The organism is Brasilonema angustatum (genome assembly GCF_059505445.1).
The window spans coordinates 44,359-62,297 of record NZ_JCACKO010000018.1 but is presented as its reverse complement, the minus strand read 5'-3'; the positions used below and the strand labels follow the sequence as shown (position 1 = coordinate 62,297).

The 17,939-nt window shown below is 41.2% G+C and carries 8 protein-coding genes; 4 read left to right on the top strand and 4 right to left on the bottom strand.

Annotated features, from left to right (window positions below):
* Both AC5JM2_RS04630 and AC5JM2_RS04625 read right to left on the bottom strand, forming a co-directional pair.
* Nucleotides 1-352 (bottom strand): J domain-containing protein (locus AC5JM2_RS04630; protein WP_495833742.1); only part of this gene is annotated, 352 nt, incomplete at its 3' end.
* Between the two features lie 697 nt (nt 353-1,049).
* A complete protein-coding gene (locus AC5JM2_RS04625) occupies nt 1,050-1,535 on the bottom strand; it encodes a hypothetical protein (RefSeq protein ID WP_495833750.1) in 486 nt (161 codons plus the stop codon).
* An 893-nt stretch (nt 1,536-2,428) separates the two neighbouring features.
* On the opposite strand from AC5JM2_RS04625, the gene aroF reads away from it, so the two are divergent.
* Nucleotides 2,429-3,301, top strand: coding sequence for a 3-deoxy-7-phosphoheptulonate synthase (gene aroF / locus AC5JM2_RS04620; protein ID WP_495833741.1), 873 nt, complete (start codon nt 2,429-2,431; stop codon nt 3,299-3,301).
* A gap of 87 nt (nt 3,302-3,388) precedes the next feature.
* Here the strand turns inward: aroF and AC5JM2_RS04615 are convergent, their stop codons facing one another.
* Nucleotides 3,389-4,327, bottom strand: coding sequence for an MASE3 domain-containing protein (locus AC5JM2_RS04615; RefSeq protein WP_495833740.1), 939 nt, complete (start codon nt 4,325-4,327; stop codon nt 3,389-3,391).
* A 335-nt stretch (nt 4,328-4,662) separates the two neighbouring features.
* Here AC5JM2_RS04615 and AC5JM2_RS04610 point away from each other — a divergent pair, with 335 nt between their 5' ends.
* The 3 genes from AC5JM2_RS04610 to AC5JM2_RS04600 all read left to right on the top strand — a co-directional run bounded on the left by AC5JM2_RS04610 (nt 4,663) and on the right by AC5JM2_RS04600 (nt 15,627).
* Complete coding sequence (locus AC5JM2_RS04610) at nt 4,663-6,951, top strand: methyl-accepting chemotaxis protein (protein ID WP_495833739.1); 2,289 nt, start codon at nt 4,663-4,665, stop codon at nt 6,949-6,951.
* Nucleotides 6,952-7,207: 256 nt separating this feature from the next.
* Nucleotides 7,208-8,509 (top strand): P-loop NTPase fold protein, encoded by a 1,302-nt coding sequence (locus AC5JM2_RS04605; protein ID WP_495833738.1) that lies wholly within the window; start codon nt 7,208-7,210, stop codon nt 8,507-8,509.
* Between the two features lie 245 nt (nt 8,510-8,754).
* On the top strand, nt 8,755-15,627 hold the full coding sequence (locus AC5JM2_RS04600) for a tetratricopeptide repeat protein (protein WP_495833737.1): 6,873 nt from the start codon (nt 8,755-8,757) through the stop codon (nt 15,625-15,627).
* Between the two features lie 631 nt (nt 15,628-16,258).
* Here AC5JM2_RS04600 and ahcY read toward each other — a convergent pair.
* Nucleotides 16,259-17,536 (bottom strand): adenosylhomocysteinase, encoded by a 1,278-nt coding sequence (ahcY, locus tag AC5JM2_RS04595; protein WP_495833736.1) that lies wholly within the window; start codon nt 17,534-17,536, stop codon nt 16,259-16,261.
* Nucleotides 17,537-17,939: the final 403 nt, after the last annotated feature.

The window sequence follows — 17,939 nt, the reverse complement described above, 5'->3', positions numbered from 1 at the left end:
GTGCAGACGCTGCTGAATGTTGATAGGTTTTCTCGGTTGGATTTTTCTGTGCAGACGCTGCTGAATGTTGATAGGTTTTCTCGGTTGGATTTTTCTGTGCAGATGGTGCTGAATAGTGTGAGGCAGAATATTGTAACGTTTGATACTTCAAGCTTGATAAGCGCAATTGTTCACGAGCCTCATTAATTTCTTGTAGCTTTTTTTGCGCTTTCTCTTGTAAACGGGTATTGTCTTTTGGCAGGCGATCAGGATGCCATACAAAAGCCAAATCTTTATAAGCTTGGGTCACTTCCTCAAATGTTGCCCCAGGCTCTAATTCCAAAACTCTATAATACTGCTCGAACTCGCTCATAAGACGTTTCGCTGGAAATTATCTTAATTATGAGTGATGCAACCGTTTAGCGGCTGAATCTTTTGTCAAACTTTTTTGCTGTTTGGTGATTTTGGCTAAAGCCGATATGTTTTAGTATATTTGCTTAGCTGGAGACAACATTTGAGTAGTTGTGACTTTCTATTTTACTACAGTATACCTGCATACTAACAAAGACAGTCTTTCGAGGGAATGAGGGAATATAGTAAGCATTCTACAAACAAGTATCAAACCTTATGCTTTGCGTAATTTAAATTTGAATTGCTTCTTGATTTGATGATAAATAATATATTACTTAATATTTTTTTACTTTTTTTGTTATGTCGTAACTTTTAGGCCTCTTGCTATAATTTTTCCCATTCTTATATAGCTTCTATACCAGAAAATAAAACTTCGTTAATAGCAATAAAAAAATGTTTGCAACAGATACCCCACCCGCGAAGAAAGCGCACTCTCCTCAAGGCATCGGGGAGCCAGTGCGTTGCAGTGAGGCAATGCTCGGCTAGGGTTTCGGTGCTCTAGGGCGCGACTGGTGGAGCGCGTAGCGTGTCCAGAGGACATACCCGTTCGGCGCAGCCGTGCCGTAGGCATAGGGAGCCGCTTTCACCGGGGTGAGGCAACTTACTGAGCAAGTCTTGAGCGGTGCGAAACCCGTCCGCACAGTAAATATATCTCATCATCACCGACCAAGGAAACGCTGTTGTATAGCTCGCCAATACGCCCCAACTGGAATTTGATAAACTTCAATCAAAAGCCAAATAATAATTGCTAAATGTAACAAAAAAGTTAATGCTGTCCAGACATATGGTAGCCAAGATAGGGGAGTTTCTGGTGATGGTGGAAAATTATAAGCGACTATCCCAATTAAAATAGTTGGCAGGAGTACAAAAGCAACTGCTGCTATCATGTAGCCCCATCCAAGTTCTACACCTTCTATTTGGGCTTCTGTCCAATGAAAACCATTCCAATACCAAATCAGAGGTGGTTGTCTGGATGGCATTTTAATTTGTTGCTGTTCTACATTTGCAGTAAAAATTTGTTGGCAGAAGTCACAAGACATAGCCTCCATAAGTGGCATATGACTAATCTTACCCACACGACAGACTGGGCAGGGATAAACTCCTTGATCATGAAAAGATGTAGTTAAAATTTTGGTACTGGGCATCATAAGCAATTCACGCATTCATGCATTCAAAGTTTAATCCGGAATAAAACAACTTGCTAGCAATTGGTCTAGTTCCTAGTTGTATACAGAGAAAAATTTTTACAGTTTAATAATCGGATGTTTTTAAGTATTAATTGAGTTAATAATGAGGTGAAAATAATCCAATTCTTCGTTCAGGATTCATACATTTATTATTTCTCTATGAACAATGAAAAAAATATATTTTTAAAATTCTGTAAAGAAGATGATAAGTAGTCAACAGAAAAAAACGTAAAATAGAATCTTTGTGATTACTTCGCTACACTACCCTACGGTAAGCCTCCTACGGGGTCTACGGGAAGCTGCGCTTATCCCAAGAGGACACGAAGAATGCAACGCGTCTATATTGCATACCGTATACCCTCCCTTGCCCGCTGCGCGCTCCGTAATGACATTTTACGTTGACTAGCAATATGCTTTAATTCGCATCAATTGTACTAAGTTTAACGCTTTTTCATGCGTTATGGCTTTCTTGACGGAACTCGTTGTCTATGCTAGCGTCATAAAGTATGAGTGAAAATTAAGTTATCCAACAAAGCGCCTAACAAATGTATCGCAGTCATTCCTATTTTTATTTTTGGTTTAGGGTGGTTCACCGGGGGTGAATTCAGTTTCCTAATGGAAACCGCCCGGTGAACCGCAGAGCGCACTCTGCGGTTTTTGTTTTTTTAAGGAGTTCTATTTCATCGTGATGATCTATCTCAAAACCTGGTTTTATGGCTTTTATTTTTGGTCCCCAATAAGTTCTGGGTAGATAGCATCATGTCGATGAATCTTTCAAGCCCGGAACAGCAAAGGTTCTGGGCTTTTTTAATGTCAACCTCTGATTTCTTGTTTTTTAGGAGAATTCAACCATGAATAGTGCTAAACTAGCTGCCAAATCTCATCCTGACCATCAAACAGTCGTCAACCTTTCAGAAAAAGTCGCCTTTGGTGGTACAGAATTGGTGATTATCGGTGGACCTTGCACTGTTGAAAGCGTCGAACAAATGGAAACGGTAGCTCAAAAGCTATCCGCCGCACCTGTACAGGCTTTACGTGGTGGTGTTTACAAACCCCGCACCTCTCCCTACGCTTTTCAGGGAATGGCAGAAGATGGACTGGAAATTTTGGCAAAAGTGCAACTGCACTACAATATCCCAGTCGTGACTGAGGTGATGGCAATTTCTCAAATAGAAGCGATCGCCGCCCATGTTGATATGCTTCAAGTGGGTAGCCGCAACATGCAAAACTTTGACTTACTCAAAGCATTAGGACAAGCAGGTAAGCCGATACTCCTCAAACGCGGCTTAGCAGCGACAATTGAAGAATTTGTTATGGCAGCTGAATACATCTTAAGTCACGGAAATCCTGATGTGGTACTGTGCGAACGAGGTATCCGCAGCTTCGACAATTACACCCGCAACGTACTAGATTTAGGAGCAGTGGCAGCTCTCAAGCAGATAACTCACTTACCTGTGATTGTAGATCCATCTCATGCTGTTGGTAAACGTGAACTCGTGGCACCTCTTGCCAAAGCGGCTATAGCTTGTGGGGCAGATGGGTTAATTATTGAGTGTCATCCAGAGCCAGAAAAATCTGTTTCGGATGCACGTCAAGCACTGTCTTTAGAAGATATGGTGAATTTGGTTCATAGCTTAAAGCCCGTAGCAGCATCTGTTGGGCGGAGAATATCGGAAGACATGGGGGCGGGTTTCAAACCTGCCCCTCTTTGTTGTGCTGCTTAAGTATAAATGAAGGCTCTGGCAACTTCGTAAACATCTAATCTTTAGATTTTTGATTGTAGTTGTTCAGAGTCTTTGTACTGAACCTGTTTACCGCGACTCACTCAAAATAGAACTAAACACCCCCATAGCTTGTTTTAACTCCTTAGCTGTATCTGCCTCTTCTCGATAAGTTCGTATATAGTCCAAAATCAATCCGAGAAACGGCACTAGGTAAGCAATAATCTTGAGAAAATGGGCGATGTTGAAATGGTTGTCAAACAGTTCTTTTGAACCAAAAGCCATATGGAGTTGAGTGGCTACCTCGGGAATAACGCTGATAATCAGCGCATGAGAGAACAAACTTGGATATTTGTTGTAAAAGCGAGGGAAAACAACAAAACCTGCAAAGATAAACAGTAACAGTGGAGCAATGTCCCACGGACGAGTCACTATAGAGTTAGGAAATATAGTTTTAGGTAGAGTTGCGCTGTGGGCGCAGATAGATACAACCCAAAAAGCAATGACACCAAAAACTAGACTCGAAAGTACCACCAAACTGATACCCCTTTTCCATCTCACTGGCTGAGCAATCAAAAAAAAGCTTGCTCCACCAAGCATAATCACAGCATTGAAAAGTCGGCAGATTGCCCAAGTGAAGGGGATAAGATTCTGGTTATCTGCGACACCCTGAATTAATCTATCAGCTGCCAAAGTGTGAAATGCATCCATGCATCCAGAGCTAAAAAGTGCTACTCCAATGATGGGAGTAACGACATCAGCCTTAAGATAGAAGTGTATCAAAGATAAAATTACTGTGAAGATTGCTGTACAAAACGCACTCCACTCTAAGATAGTGTGCGTAAAACTACCAGATAAAGTGTGGTGCATAACATCAATCACTTTGTCCTTAGTGGTATTTGACAGTGAGACGTCAAAAGTCTGTGAGGGCGAACCAAAATCTACTCCCAATAGATTCAGCAAGCTAGGCAGCACACAGATGACGACTACTGCCCAAACCAATTGAACAGGAATCCTATTTCTTCTCATGGAAATTTCTTAAGTATATCGTCTGATAAGGTATAGATTGCTAAAGTAAGATTACAGCAGATATTGGGATTCTTTTACAAAATATATTAGTAAATTTTCGTCAAAGAAGTAGTCGTGTACTAGCATGTTATGTGATAGGCAGCTACAATGTAAACGACGAAAGAAACCGGGCCTGCACTGACTTAGGAAGTAGCAAATTACAGTGGTTCATAATAGTACGTCTGTCACTATTTTTTAGTGATTATGATCACACTCGTATCTACACCCATATTGTTACGATACGAACTAATTAAAGAGATATTTTCAGTAAAATTACATAATAAATAGGTAGAATAATGTTGAATCATCGTCGATACGACGAGCGAAATCTAGCGCCTTCACGGAAGCTTGACTGTACTCGTATTGTTAAAGTTCTTAGAAAAAGTGTTGTCTTAAAAGTGACAGCTTTAGCTATCACGATTGGCACACTTCCATTAGTAACAGTTAGGACTACGCCTCATAACTTTGGGAATCAATCGATTAGTCAGGAAATAACCGAAGTTCAACAAACCAAAACCTCTGCTATAGCGAATGAGGTACCTCAAGCGATCCTTGAGGATGATCAAAAAATTCAAATAGCGGCTTATCTACTGATTTTGGTAAATCCTCTGGTACGGCATAATACTCTTGAACAACAGCAAGCAGTCTTAAATCGCTACATAATCGATAGTGCATACCAGTTCACAAACTACGTGGTTTGGAAAACACCAAGAGTTTTGCCAAACTTAAGTTCAGAGGTGATCTTTGCTGTAAATAAAGTTACTGCATCTGCCAACCAACAAGACTCATTCCTAAGCCTGCTACTTTGGATTGGAATGATAGGAGCTTTGGTAGTTGCGATCGCTGTTTTCCTAGTTCAATGGTGCATAAGTCCAATCCTGAATACAACTAATGTGCTCAGAAAACCAGGTTCAGGAGAACCCCAAATTGATGCAGAAGAAGACGAACTCGCTTCTTTAGGTCCTGCAATCAACTTGATGGCAGATAAACTCAAGGTTCTAGTCACCGAACAAGCAGAACACTCCTCTCGCAAAGAAGCTGAAGCCAAGCGAACACAAATTTTTACACAAATCACCCTGCGGATTCGTCAATTTTTAAAACAGCAAGATATCCTCCAGACAACAGTTGAAGAAATCCGAAACTTACTTGCAACTGAGCGAGTAGTTGTATATCGCTTTAACGATGATTGGAATGGAAATATCGTATCAGAATCTGTTGCTGCTGGTTGGTCAAAAATGATCGATACACAGATGAATGATCCCTGTTTGAGTGAGCATTACATACAACACTACAAAAATGGTCGCGTGCGTGCTATTGATAACATCTACCAAGCAGGATTTACAGTTTGTCACATACAAACTTTAGAAAAATTTGCAGTCAAGGCAAGTTTAGTCGCACCAATTTTTCTAGAAAAGCAGCTAATTGGCTTACTGGTTGCTCATGAGTGTAAAAAAGCTCGTGCTTGGCAAGAGTGGGAAATCAATTTATTCGCACAGTTAGCAATCCAAGTTGGATTTGCTCTAGATCAAGCGACTCTCCTAGAACAAGTTGAGGCTGTTTCGCAGGATCAACGTCAACAAAAAGAAGCACTTGAGAAAAGATTGATACAAATGCTCAATAGTATCGAAGCGGCTTCTAATGGTGATTTAACTGTCAGGGCTGAGGTGACAGCAGGTGAGATTGGTACAATAGCTGATTTTTTTAACTCTATCATCGAGAACTTACGACAAATCGTCACTGCTGTCAAAAAAGCTGCCGAAGAGGTGAATGTTTCCGTTGGAGAAAACTCAAATGCCACCCAGCAACTGGCAAATGAAGCCCTCGAACAAGCTCAAGAGATTACCCGCACCGTTGCAGAGATTAATCAAATGTCCCTCTCAATTCAAGCAGTGGCAGATCGCGCCCATCAAGCGGCAGAAGTCGCTGAGATCGCTTCTGACATAGCTACAGAGGGTGAGGTAGCAATGGATCGCACTGTCAAAAGTATCTTGAATTTACAACATACAGTCACACAAACAGCTCACAAGGTAAACCGTCTTGGTCAATCTTCCCAAGAAATTTCCAAAGTTGTGTCGTTGATTAACCAAATCGCCTTGCAAACCAACTTGTTATCCATCAACGCTAGTTTAGAAATATCACGAGCAGGTAATGAAAATCGGGGGTTAAGTGTGGTGGCAGACGAAATTGGTCAATTGGCTGCGCAGTCTGCCCAAGCAACACTAGAAATTCAACAAATCTTAGAGAACATCCAAGTGGAAACTAACGATGTGGTTAAAGCAATGGAGTTTGGAAGAAGCGAAGTCTTGGAGGGAGCAAATCTTGTCAAAGATGCCAAACTTAGCCTTGCAAAGATTTCACAGGTGTCTCGCCAGATTGACCAATTACTGCAATTGATTTCAAGTACAACAGTATCTCAAGCTCAGACTTCTAATACTGTGGCTATTTTGATGAGCGATATTGCCAAAGTTTCAGAACGCACTTCGGATTTCTCTTACAATGTATCAGGTTCTCTACAGAAAACTTTAGAGATAGCGCGGGAATTGCAAAAGTCTGTTGGTGTGTTCAAAATAGGTGAGCAGAATTGACGATAACCAAACATAGGCAGCGATCGAGCAGGGGCTGAGGGTAGAAGGTTTAAGGAAATTTTATACTAAATATTCTGGTTCTCAGCCCAAGCTGCTATTAGTTATACTGAAAAACAGTGATTCTATTTAAAAAGATAGGGAGCATCCCAATGGGTGTGAACGTAGTGCGAGCATCTTGCTCGCACTACATTTGGCATAAAGAGCGAACATTTGGAATGCTCCTAAAAGATAGTCTTGTAGTCAATTTCTTATCAGCATGAGCAATACCAATTTTTGGAGAACTGCTTACCAATTATTCAAGCTAGAGGAACCTCTGGCTACAGTTGAAGAACTGAAAAAGTTTTATGTCCAGAGAGATAATAGTCCAGTGGATAAGCTTGTTAGCTTATTGGCTATGGAAGATGAGCCAGCAAAATTTTTACTGGCTGGACATCGTGGTGGGGGGAAAACTACAGAACTGCGGCGATTGCAACAAAAGTTAAATGATAGTTATACAGTTATCTGGATAGATACACAAACGGCTCTTGACCGTTACAATATTGGCTATGCGGAAGTTGTAGTATTAATTGGGTCAGAAATTGCGCATCAAGCTATTAAATCTAATTGGCTATCTACCAAAGATAAATTATTAATAGATTTGCAAGAAAGTTTAACAACTGTAGTGTATCAAGATAAAGATAGCTACAATGAAGGTTTAGGATTACCAAATTTTCTAGACAAATTAGGACTCATTCTCAAACGCGGTTTAACTAAAGAATCCACAAAAACTCTTAACGTTCGTCCTTCACTAAGTAATATTATTGACCGAGTCAATGCCATCATCGACAAAGCTGAAAAAGAAAGAAAACAAAAATTACTAATTATTGTTGATGGACTAGATAGACATGACCAAGCAACAGCTTTGGAGATGTTTTCTAGTTCATTACTGACAGAATTAAACTGTCATATTATCTATTCGATTCCTATTGCTCTACGATATTCTCCAAACTTTCGTCAGCCGATGGAAAGCTTTCAAAAATGTTTGGATTTACATAATCCTCCTGTTTTTGAGTGTGATGATAATTTAGTTCCAACAAGTCATCATAATTCCAGTGGTAGGAAGATTCTCAATAATGTTATTAATAAACGTCTTAATACTTTAGGTGATAGTTACAAGGGTTTATTTAATCCCGATGCACAGGAACTCATTTGTGAAAAAAGCGGCGGTGTGATGCGAGATTTAGTTAGATTAGCACGTACTGTTTGTGAAATTGGGTTGCGGAATAAATTGATTTTAGTAGATTTAAAAACTGCTCAAGAGGCAGTGCAAGAAGTTCGTCGAGAATATAATTTGAGTGACTACCACTATCCGGATCTTGATTCTGTACATTGCACTGGTAAGCTAACAACTAAAACGCATAGCTTACCGAACAAAGGTGAATTTATTATTTGTGATGAACTTTTACAAAACAAATTAGTCTTAGGTTATTACAATTCAAGACAGGAACCTTGGTTTGATATTAATCCTATCTTAATTGAGGATTTGCAGCGTTGGCAAGCTGTTCATAAGACTATATAAAGGGAGCATCCCAAATGTGTAATTTTATTGTCATGCTGAATGAAGCGAAGCGAAATGTAGACACAAAGTGGCTTCCCGCAGGGTAGCATTTTAATCATTCGAGGAGGTTTGAGATTCTTCGCTCCACTTTGTTACGCTCAGAATGACAAACATATTTTTGCAAAATTGGGATGCTCCCCTATATAAATCAATATAAAATACGTGTCCTTTCATTAATAAAAAACAATTTTACACTGGTTTTCTATATGATTTCTCACGACTCCAACTATTCTCTGAGCGAATGTGACAAAGCAGAATTAGAGAAATTAGTTAGCGTATTGGAACTTTCCAGTGGGACGACAATTATTTTCGCCATCGCACCAGAGAGTAGTCCCCAGCATCCAGTTGTAAAAAAGCTGCAGGAGCGTTTAGAAACCAGTGAAGAATATTTTCAGTCTGACAATTTTTTTTATAGTCAGAACTCGTTTCATAATTTTCTTTATAGCTTAGATGACAGTCAACAGCAAAATTCTCAAGAAGAGCGCAAATTAGTGATGGCGTTTGGGCTTGACTTACTACCTACACCGCGCTTAGCGGTAGAGATGCAGCGCTTGAATTTGGGCAGAGAAGAGCTATTTGGTAGAAACTTAGTACTCATTTTTTGGTTAAATAAAGCTCAGTTTTTAGATGAGTTTCGTCATCGTGCGCCTGATTTTTGGGATTGGCGTGAAAAGGTTGTGCAGTTTGAGACACGTAATCCTTTACTTTATCCTTATTTAGAGTGGCTGATTGCCGAGAATTCTTATCTTAAAATGAGCGGCGTGATGCAAGTCAATCGCCAAGTTGATATTTTTCTTGACCAAATTTATGTTTCTCTGCAAGCGCAACGGCGACAAGAAATTACGGAAACTTTTGAGCGCAGTCAACGGGAACTTGAGACGATGACTGGGGATAGATACAAATTGAGGATGATGGATGCCAGTCTCGATGATTGGGATGAACCTGGTTATTATGACTATGAACCATTGAGTCGAAAATCTGTATCTGTTTCAAGTGCTCATTCAAGTTCTAAAACTGTTATACAAAAGGTGGACTTATCCGAAGCAGTACGGGAGCATTCTTATAGTGTGATTTTGGGTGCTCCTGGTGCGGGAAAAACTACGCTTCTGCGCTACTTAGCGCTGCATTTTGCAACAGCAAGAAGAGATAATCAGGAAACAGTGATTGTTGATGAAGAGAATAAAGAGTTAGGTAAAACTCTGTTACCAATTTTCTTTCGTATTGCCGACTATGCAGAGCGACTGAAACAACAACCAGAGTTGACTTTGCTGGAATATCTGCGCCAGTTCTACCGCCAGTGGGAAGCTGATTTTCAAGCAGAGGAACAAGTGAGAACTGAAATGGCGCTGCTGTTGTTAAATGCGATGCGCCAAGGACAGTGCTTGATGCTGCTGGATGGGTTAGATGAAGTCTTTGACCAAAAAAGCCGCAAACGTATTGTAGAACGCATCAATCAGTTTGTCGAAGAGTTCCCCGCTAACAAATTTGTGATTACCAGCCGGATTGCTGGCTACCACGATGTGCAACTTAGTAGTCGGTTTGCAGAGTTCACCATTGAGGACATGGACGGCGAACAGGTTGAGCGGTTTTTGCATCGCTGGTGTCGAGTGATTGAACAAGAGCAGCAGCCAGACGCCGATGAGGAGCAATGGCAAAGAAGAGGAGATGAGCAGGCGCAGGACATCTTGAGGGCGATAGAAGATAATGAGGGTGTGAAGCGGTTGACGGCCAACCCTTTGCTGTTGACAATTTTGGCGCTGATTCACCGCAATGGCGAACGTTTACCTAACCGTCGGGTGAAACTGTACGAGTTGGCGGTGCAAACATTAACAGAAGATTGGCAACTCGGTAAGAAATTACCTGATGCACCGAGAGTGATGTTAAAGGAAAGCGAGGTTGTGCAACTTTTAGCACCCCTAGCGTATTGGATGCATTCGGAAAAACCTTCCGGTTTGGTGACGCAGGCGGAAGTGGAAGAGAAACTAGCAACCCAACTGGCGGAAATAAATGATGCTGAACCGGACTCGGACTCTATCCGTCAAGCAGTCGCGGAGTTTCTGCGGAAGGTGCGGGAAACCACAGGTTTATTTGTGGAACGTATGCCTGGGGTTTATGGCTTTATGCACCTGACGTTTGAGGAGTATTTTGCTGCTCGTTATATTGCTGATAATGAGCTAAGTGAGATTTTGCGTCTGATTCAGGAACATCTGCATGAGCCACGCTGGAATGAGCCGATTTTGTTAGCTTTGGGGTATTACGGAATTTATTCCTCCAACCAAGTTAAGAAGCTTATCGAGAAGCTATTTATCATTATCAAGTTGGAAGATTATGAACCTGTGCTGCAATATAGCGAAATAAAAATTAAAAGTTTTTCACCAAATGATATAAAACTTGTCTGGTTAAAGGCTGAGGATGAATCAGCAAACAATTTGAGACAATTAGAATTCCAACTGAAAGATTTATTGTTTGCAGGACAGGTTATTGCTGAAGTTGAAGTTAATAGCAGTCCTCTTCGTAAGAAGATAATTCGTAAGTTAGTTATTACATATCTCGGTATAGAAGATGATGTAACAACGCAAATCCTCAGATTACTGCGCAAAATTGAACTGTTTAACCAAAAAGGTGAAGTTATACACATACTTAAACAGTTAGCTTCTGATTTAAAACTATCGGAAGAAAATCGTATCCAGGCAAAGACTGCTGTTTTTTATATTGCTTGCGGCGAAGTAGCAGGATTGGTTGAGTCTGTAACAAAAATTATTAATATTTTAGAACCTTTACTATTTATTTATATTATTTATTTAGTTGAAAAATTAGGTAAAGAAATATCACCTGCTCTTGAAGCTAGCCGACTGTGTAATGTAGCTGATGAGAAGTATAAAATAGCATTAAAGTTTATGACAGGAGTGTCTTATATTCGTGAAGACAAATATGATAAAGCTATTGAGCTTTTAGAAGATATTAACCAAGAATCAAATACTTATCTCAAACCATTTCTTAATTGGGCTTTAGCATTTTGTCATCAAAAAAATGAAGAATATGAAAAAGCTAATAACTACTACAATCAAGCCAAAAATACCGAAATTTTGGAAAGTAGTGCCCTTTTTTGGCTATCTTGGGGTTCCTGCCAAACTATTGAGAAAAAATATGAAGAATCACTAGACTGTTATCATAAAGCATTCGTTTTTACTAAAAAACTCAAAAACTTAAAACATGAAGCGGTTATTCTATACATTATCGGTAGTGTATATCAACAATGGGGTAAATACGAACAGGCAATTAATTACTATCAACAAAGCCGCGAAGTTTACCAACACTTATATCAAGAAAAGGATGTAGCCACTTACTGGTACCAGTTGGCTGATTGCTACAGAGAATGGGGAAAATATGAGCGAGCCATTGAATGCGAGAACCAAAACTTAGCGATTCGTCAGCAGTTGGATGACCAAGTCAATATTGCCAGTGCTTACTATCAATTAGGTCGGATTTATCAAGAATGGGGGAAATACGAACAGGCAATCAATTATCATCAACAAAGCAAGGAGGTTTACCAACACTTAGGTCAAGAACAGAATGTAGCCAATCAGTGGAACTGGATAGCGGATTGCTACAGAGAATGGGGAAAATATGAGCGAGCCATTGAATGCGAAAACCAAGACTTAGCGATTCGTCAGCAGTTGGATGACCAAGTTAGTATTGCCAGTGGTTACTATCAGTTAGGTCAGATTTATCAAGAATGGGGGAAATACGAGCAAGCAATCAATTCCTATCAACAAAGCAAGGAAATTTATCAACAGTTAGTTCGAGATAATAATGTAGCCAACCAGTGGTACAATTTGGCTGTTTGTTACAGAAAATGGGGAAAATATGAGCGAGCCATTGAATGCCAAAACCAAGACTTAGCGATTCGTCAGCAGTTGGATGACCAAGTCAATATTGCTGATGCTTACTATCAGTTAGGTCAGATTTATCAAGGGTGGGGTAAATACGAGCAAGCAATCAATTCCTATCAACAAAGTAAGGAAGTTTATCAACAGTTAGGTCGAGATAAGGATGTAGCTAACCAGTGGTACAATTTGGCTGTTTGCTACAGAGAATGGGGAAAATATGAGCAAGCTCTTGAATGCGAAAACCATGACTTAGCGATTCGTCAGCAGTTGGATGACCAAGTCAACATTGCCAGTGCTTACTTTCAATTAGGTAGGATTTATCAAGGGTGGAGAAAATACGAACAAGCAATTAATTCCTATCAACAAAGCCAGAAATGTTACCAACAGTTAGAGCGAGAAAATAATGTAGCTAACCTGTGGTATAATTTGGCTGTTTGCTACAGAGAATGGGGAAAATATGAGCGAGCACTTGAATGCGAAAACCAAGACTTAGCGATTCGTCAGCAGTTGGATGAACAAGTCAATGTCGCCCTTGCTTATTATCAGTTAGGTCGAATATATCAAGAATCAAAAAAATACGAGCAAGCAATTACTTCCTATCAACAAAGCAAGGAAATTTATCAACAGTTAAGTCGAGAAAATAATGTAGCTAATCTGTGGAACTGGATAGCGGATTGCTACAGAGAATGGGGAAAATATGAGCGAGCCATTGAATGCGAAAACCAAGACTTAGCGATTCGTCAGCAGTTGGATGACCAAGTCAATATTGCTGATGCTTACTATCAGTTAGGTCAGATTTATCAAGGGTGGAGTAAATACGAGCAAGCAATCAATTCCTATCAGCAAAGCAAAGAAGTTTATCAACAGTTAGATCGAGATAATAATGTAGCTAACCAGTGGTACAATTTGGCTGTTTGCTACAGAGAATGGGGAAAATATGAGCGAGCTATTGAATGCGAAAACCAAGACTTAGCGATTCGTCAGCAGTTGGATGACCAAGTCAATATTGCTGATGCTTACTATCAGTTAGGTCAGATTTATCAAGGGTGGAGTAAATACGAGCAAGCAATCAATTCCTATCAGCAAAGCAAAGAAGTTTATCAACAGTTAGATCGAGATAATAATGTAGCTAACCAGTGGTACAATTTGGCTGTTTGCTACAAAGAATGCGGCAAATATGAACAAGCCGTTGAATGCGAGAACCAAGACTTAGCGATTCGTCAGCAGTTAGATGACCAAGTCAATATTGCTTTTGCTTACTATCAGTTAGGTCAGATTTATCAAGGGTGGGGTAAATACGAGCAAGCAATCAATTCCTATCAACAAAGTAAGGAAGTTTATCAGCAGTTAGGTGGAGATAATGTAGCTGACCTGTGGTACTGGATCGCTGATTGCTACAAAGAATGCGGCAAATATGAACAAGCCGTTGAATGCGAGAACCAAGACTTAGCGATTCGTCAGCAGTTAAACGACCAAGTCAATATTGCTTTTGCTTACTATCAGTTAGGTCGAATTTATCAAGGGTGGGGTAAATACGAGCGAGCAATCAATTTCTATCAAACAAGTAAGGAAGTTTATCAGCACTTAGGTGGAGATAGTAATGTAGCTGACCTATGGAACTGGATAGCTGATTGTTACAAAGAATGGGGAAAATATGAGCGAGCAATTAAATGCCAAAACCAAGACTTAGTGATTCGTCAGCAGTTGAATGACCAAGTTAATATTGCCAGTGCTTACTATCAATTAGGTCGAATTTATCAAGAATGGGGAAAATACGAACAGGCAATCAATTATCATCAACAAAGCAAGGAACTTTACCAACACTTAGGTCAAGAACAGAATGTAGCTAATCAGTGGTACTGGATGGCTGATTCTTACAAAGAATGGGGAAAATATTCGCGAGCCATTGAATGCGAGAACCAAGACTTAGCGATTCGTCAGCAGTTGGATGACCAAGTAAATATTGCCCTTGCTTACTATCAATTAGGTAGGATTTATCAAGGATGGGGTAAATACGAGCCATCAATCAATTCCTATCAAAAAAGTAAGGAAGTTTATCAGGAGTTAGGTGGAGATAGTAATGTAGCTGACCTGTGGTACTGGATGGCTGATTCTTACAAAGAATGGGGAAAATATTCGCGAGCCATTGAATGCCAAAACCAAGACTTAGCGATTCGTCAGCAGTTGAATGACCAAGTCAATATTGCCAGTGCTTACTATCAATTAGGTAGAATTTATCAAGAATGGGGTAAATACGAACAGGCAATCAATTATCATCAACAAAGCAAAGAGCTTTACCAAAACTTAGATCAAGAACAGAATGTAGCTAATCAGTGGTACTGGATGGCTGATTCTTACAAAGAATGGGGAAAATATTCGCGAGCCATTGAATGCCAAAACCAAGACTTAGCAATTCGTCAGCAGTTGGATGACCAAGTCGGTATTGCCGATGCTTACTATCAGTTAGGTTGGATTTATCGGCAGTGGGGGAAATATGAGCAAGCAATCAATTCCTATCAACAAAGCAAGCAAGTTTATCAACAGTTAGGTCGAGATAATAATGTAGCTCGGACTCTTAGGAGACTTGGTTATGCTCAAACCCTTTTAGCTAAAACTTATCAAGATAACGTTGTAGCTCTCAGCTTATTAACATTATTAACACAAGCTGAATCTAATATTCATCAAGCAATTCAACTTAATACGACAGGCGATTATAAGGATAATCTAGCTTATGACTACACCATCCTCGGTTCACTCTACTCAGAACGCCTACGTTTCTTACTTAGCGACGACTCATCAATACAAGAACAAGTAGTCCTGTTCGAGCAATACTACCACACTGGCTTAACTTATCTTACTGAATTAGGGCAAACAGTGGATAGAGCCGATGAAGCTCTCGATATGGCTCGTGCTTATTTAGAGGTGGAGGTTTTACAAAATCTTAATCGTGCGGAAGAAATCGCTCAAGAATCTCTGCGAATCTTTCAGGAGTATAACCGCCGCAAACAGGAAGCCGCAGCACTCAAGCTCTTGGGCGAAATTTACAGAAAACGTGCCCAACAAAATCAGCCTGATGCAGAGCCAATTGCAACTCAGTTTTTATCTGAAAGTTTGCAAATCTATCGAGAGTTGGATTTACAAGAAGAAGCAGTTGAGGTGACGCAGTTGATGCATCCATCAAACTCCTGAATTTTATTCATGTAGGACTTATACGCCCACCAAGGTAGCTGTATAAGTTAGCTCTTCTTGCCTGTGCGGATCACACACCTTTTGTTTGGGCAATGCGTTCAGTGTTTTGTCAGTGCCAATAGCACGTAGATTGCTTGGATTGCTTCTGGGCGTACGCGAAGCGTCAAGCGTTCGACTGAGCGCTCACGCCGAAGTCCTCCGGCTTATCGCTCTTGTTGGTTAACATTGAAAAACGTAAAATAGAATCTTTGCGATTACTGATACTAAGTTGCGTTCTGTTGTAGTAGCGCTTTAGGGGAGATTGCTTCGCTCCACTTCGTTTCACTCGCAATGACAGGTACTACCTTTGATTGCAATTTGGTATGAGTCCCAAAAGGACACACTTCGACAAAGCTCAGTGACCACGCTGCGCGAACGCTCTTAGCGTGCGCTTTGCGCTTACGCTTCACTCTGTTCCGCTCGTAATGACATTTCAGATTTCACGTTTAATTAGGTTGAGCTGCTTACCTTGCAAAAAAAGCGGGATAAGCAAGTTGCCTATCCCACCATTCGTCATACTAAAAGAGCGATAAGCCGGAGGCTTGACGCTTCGCGTACGCTCTTTTAGACGCTCTCAAATTCTAAGCTGGGCTTAGGTTCCAGAAGTCCAAGAGTTTGTGTACTCAATTTGATCTGGCGTCAGGGTATCAATCTTAATTCCCATCGCCTGCAATTTCAGCCGTGCAATGTCTTGATCGACTTCTGTTGGAATTGAGTGGATACCGGGTTCCAGGTTACCTTTATTTTTCACGAGGTATTCGCAACCCAAAGCTTGGTTGGCGAAGCTCATATCCATCACCGCGCTAGGATGTCCTTCTGCTGCGGCTAGGTTAATCAAGCGTCCTTCACCCAGAACTACGACAGATTTGCCACTTTGCAAGCGATACTCTTGGGTAAAGGGACGTACTGTCTTGACTTCCTTAGCTTTACTTCCCAAGGCGACGAGATCCAATTCAATGTCAAAGTGACCGGAGTTAGAGACGATTGCGCCGTCTTTCATCACGTCGAAATGCTCACCACGAATGACGTGCTTATTACCAGTCACAGTGATAAACAAATCACCTTGGGCTGCAGCTTGTTCCATTGGCAGGACGCGGAAGCCATCCATCACCGCTTCAATTGCTCTGATGGGGTCAATTTCGGTGACAATCACGTTAGCACCGAGTCCTCGCGCCCGTAATGCTGTACCTTTACCGCACCAGCCGTAACCAACAACGACAACGTTTTTACCAGCAAGCAGAACGTTGGTGGCGCGGATAATACCGTCTAGGGTTGATTGTCCAGTACCGTAGCGGTTGTCAAAAAAGTGTTTTGTGTCAGCGTCGTTGACGTTGACTGCGGGGAAGGTGAGAACGCCATCTCTAAACATGGCGCGGAGTCGGACAATTCCTGTTGTGGTTTCTTCTGTGGTTCCAATGATGTCAGCAAGTTGGTGCTGGCGTTTTTGTACCAGGCTGGCGACGACATCACAACCGTCATCAATGATAATGTTGGGGCGATGGTCTAAAGCAATTTGTACGTGGCGGTTGTATGTTTCGTTATCTTCACCTTTGATGGCAAAGACTGGAATTTCATGATCGGCGACGAGGCTAGCAGCTACATCGTCTTGAGTTGATAGGGGATTGCTCGCAATCAGCACAGCGTCTGCACCACCAGCTTTGAGTGCAATTGCCAGATGTGCTGTTTCTGTTGTGACATGGCAGCAAGCCACAAGGCGAATGCCCGCAAAGGGCTTTTCTTGGGCGAAGCGATCGCGAATCTGCCGTAAAACAGGCATCTCACGTCCAGCCCATTCAATGCGCTGTCTTCCCAAGGCAGCTAAGCCGAGGTCTTTAACCTCGTGCTTTAATCGGGGAGAAGTTGCGGTCATCAAATAGTTCCTCAATTACAAAGAAATTGGCGTAAATTCTTACGCACTCTACTAGAGTATTCCAAGACTGGCAATCTGAAACAAGATTTGCTCACAAAAAAGCCAGTTAATGGTTCTTTGCACTAGCTTGACGTTTGAGAGCGCGAATGTCAATAAATTAGGGGTGTAAGGGTGTAAGGGTGTAGGGGTGTAGGGGTGTAAGTGAATGGTTAATTCGTTGGTTCCGACAACTTTGGAATAAAGTTAGGGTAAGAGTGTTTTACTTTCTTCCACGCCAGGTGCACGCCACTTGCTACAACGGGGGGAACCCTCCGCAGTCGCCACAACGGGGGGAACCCCCGCAAGGCGCTGCTCTCCGCAACGCAGTGGCTCCTCAAGTCGGGAAACCCGCCCACGGTGAGAC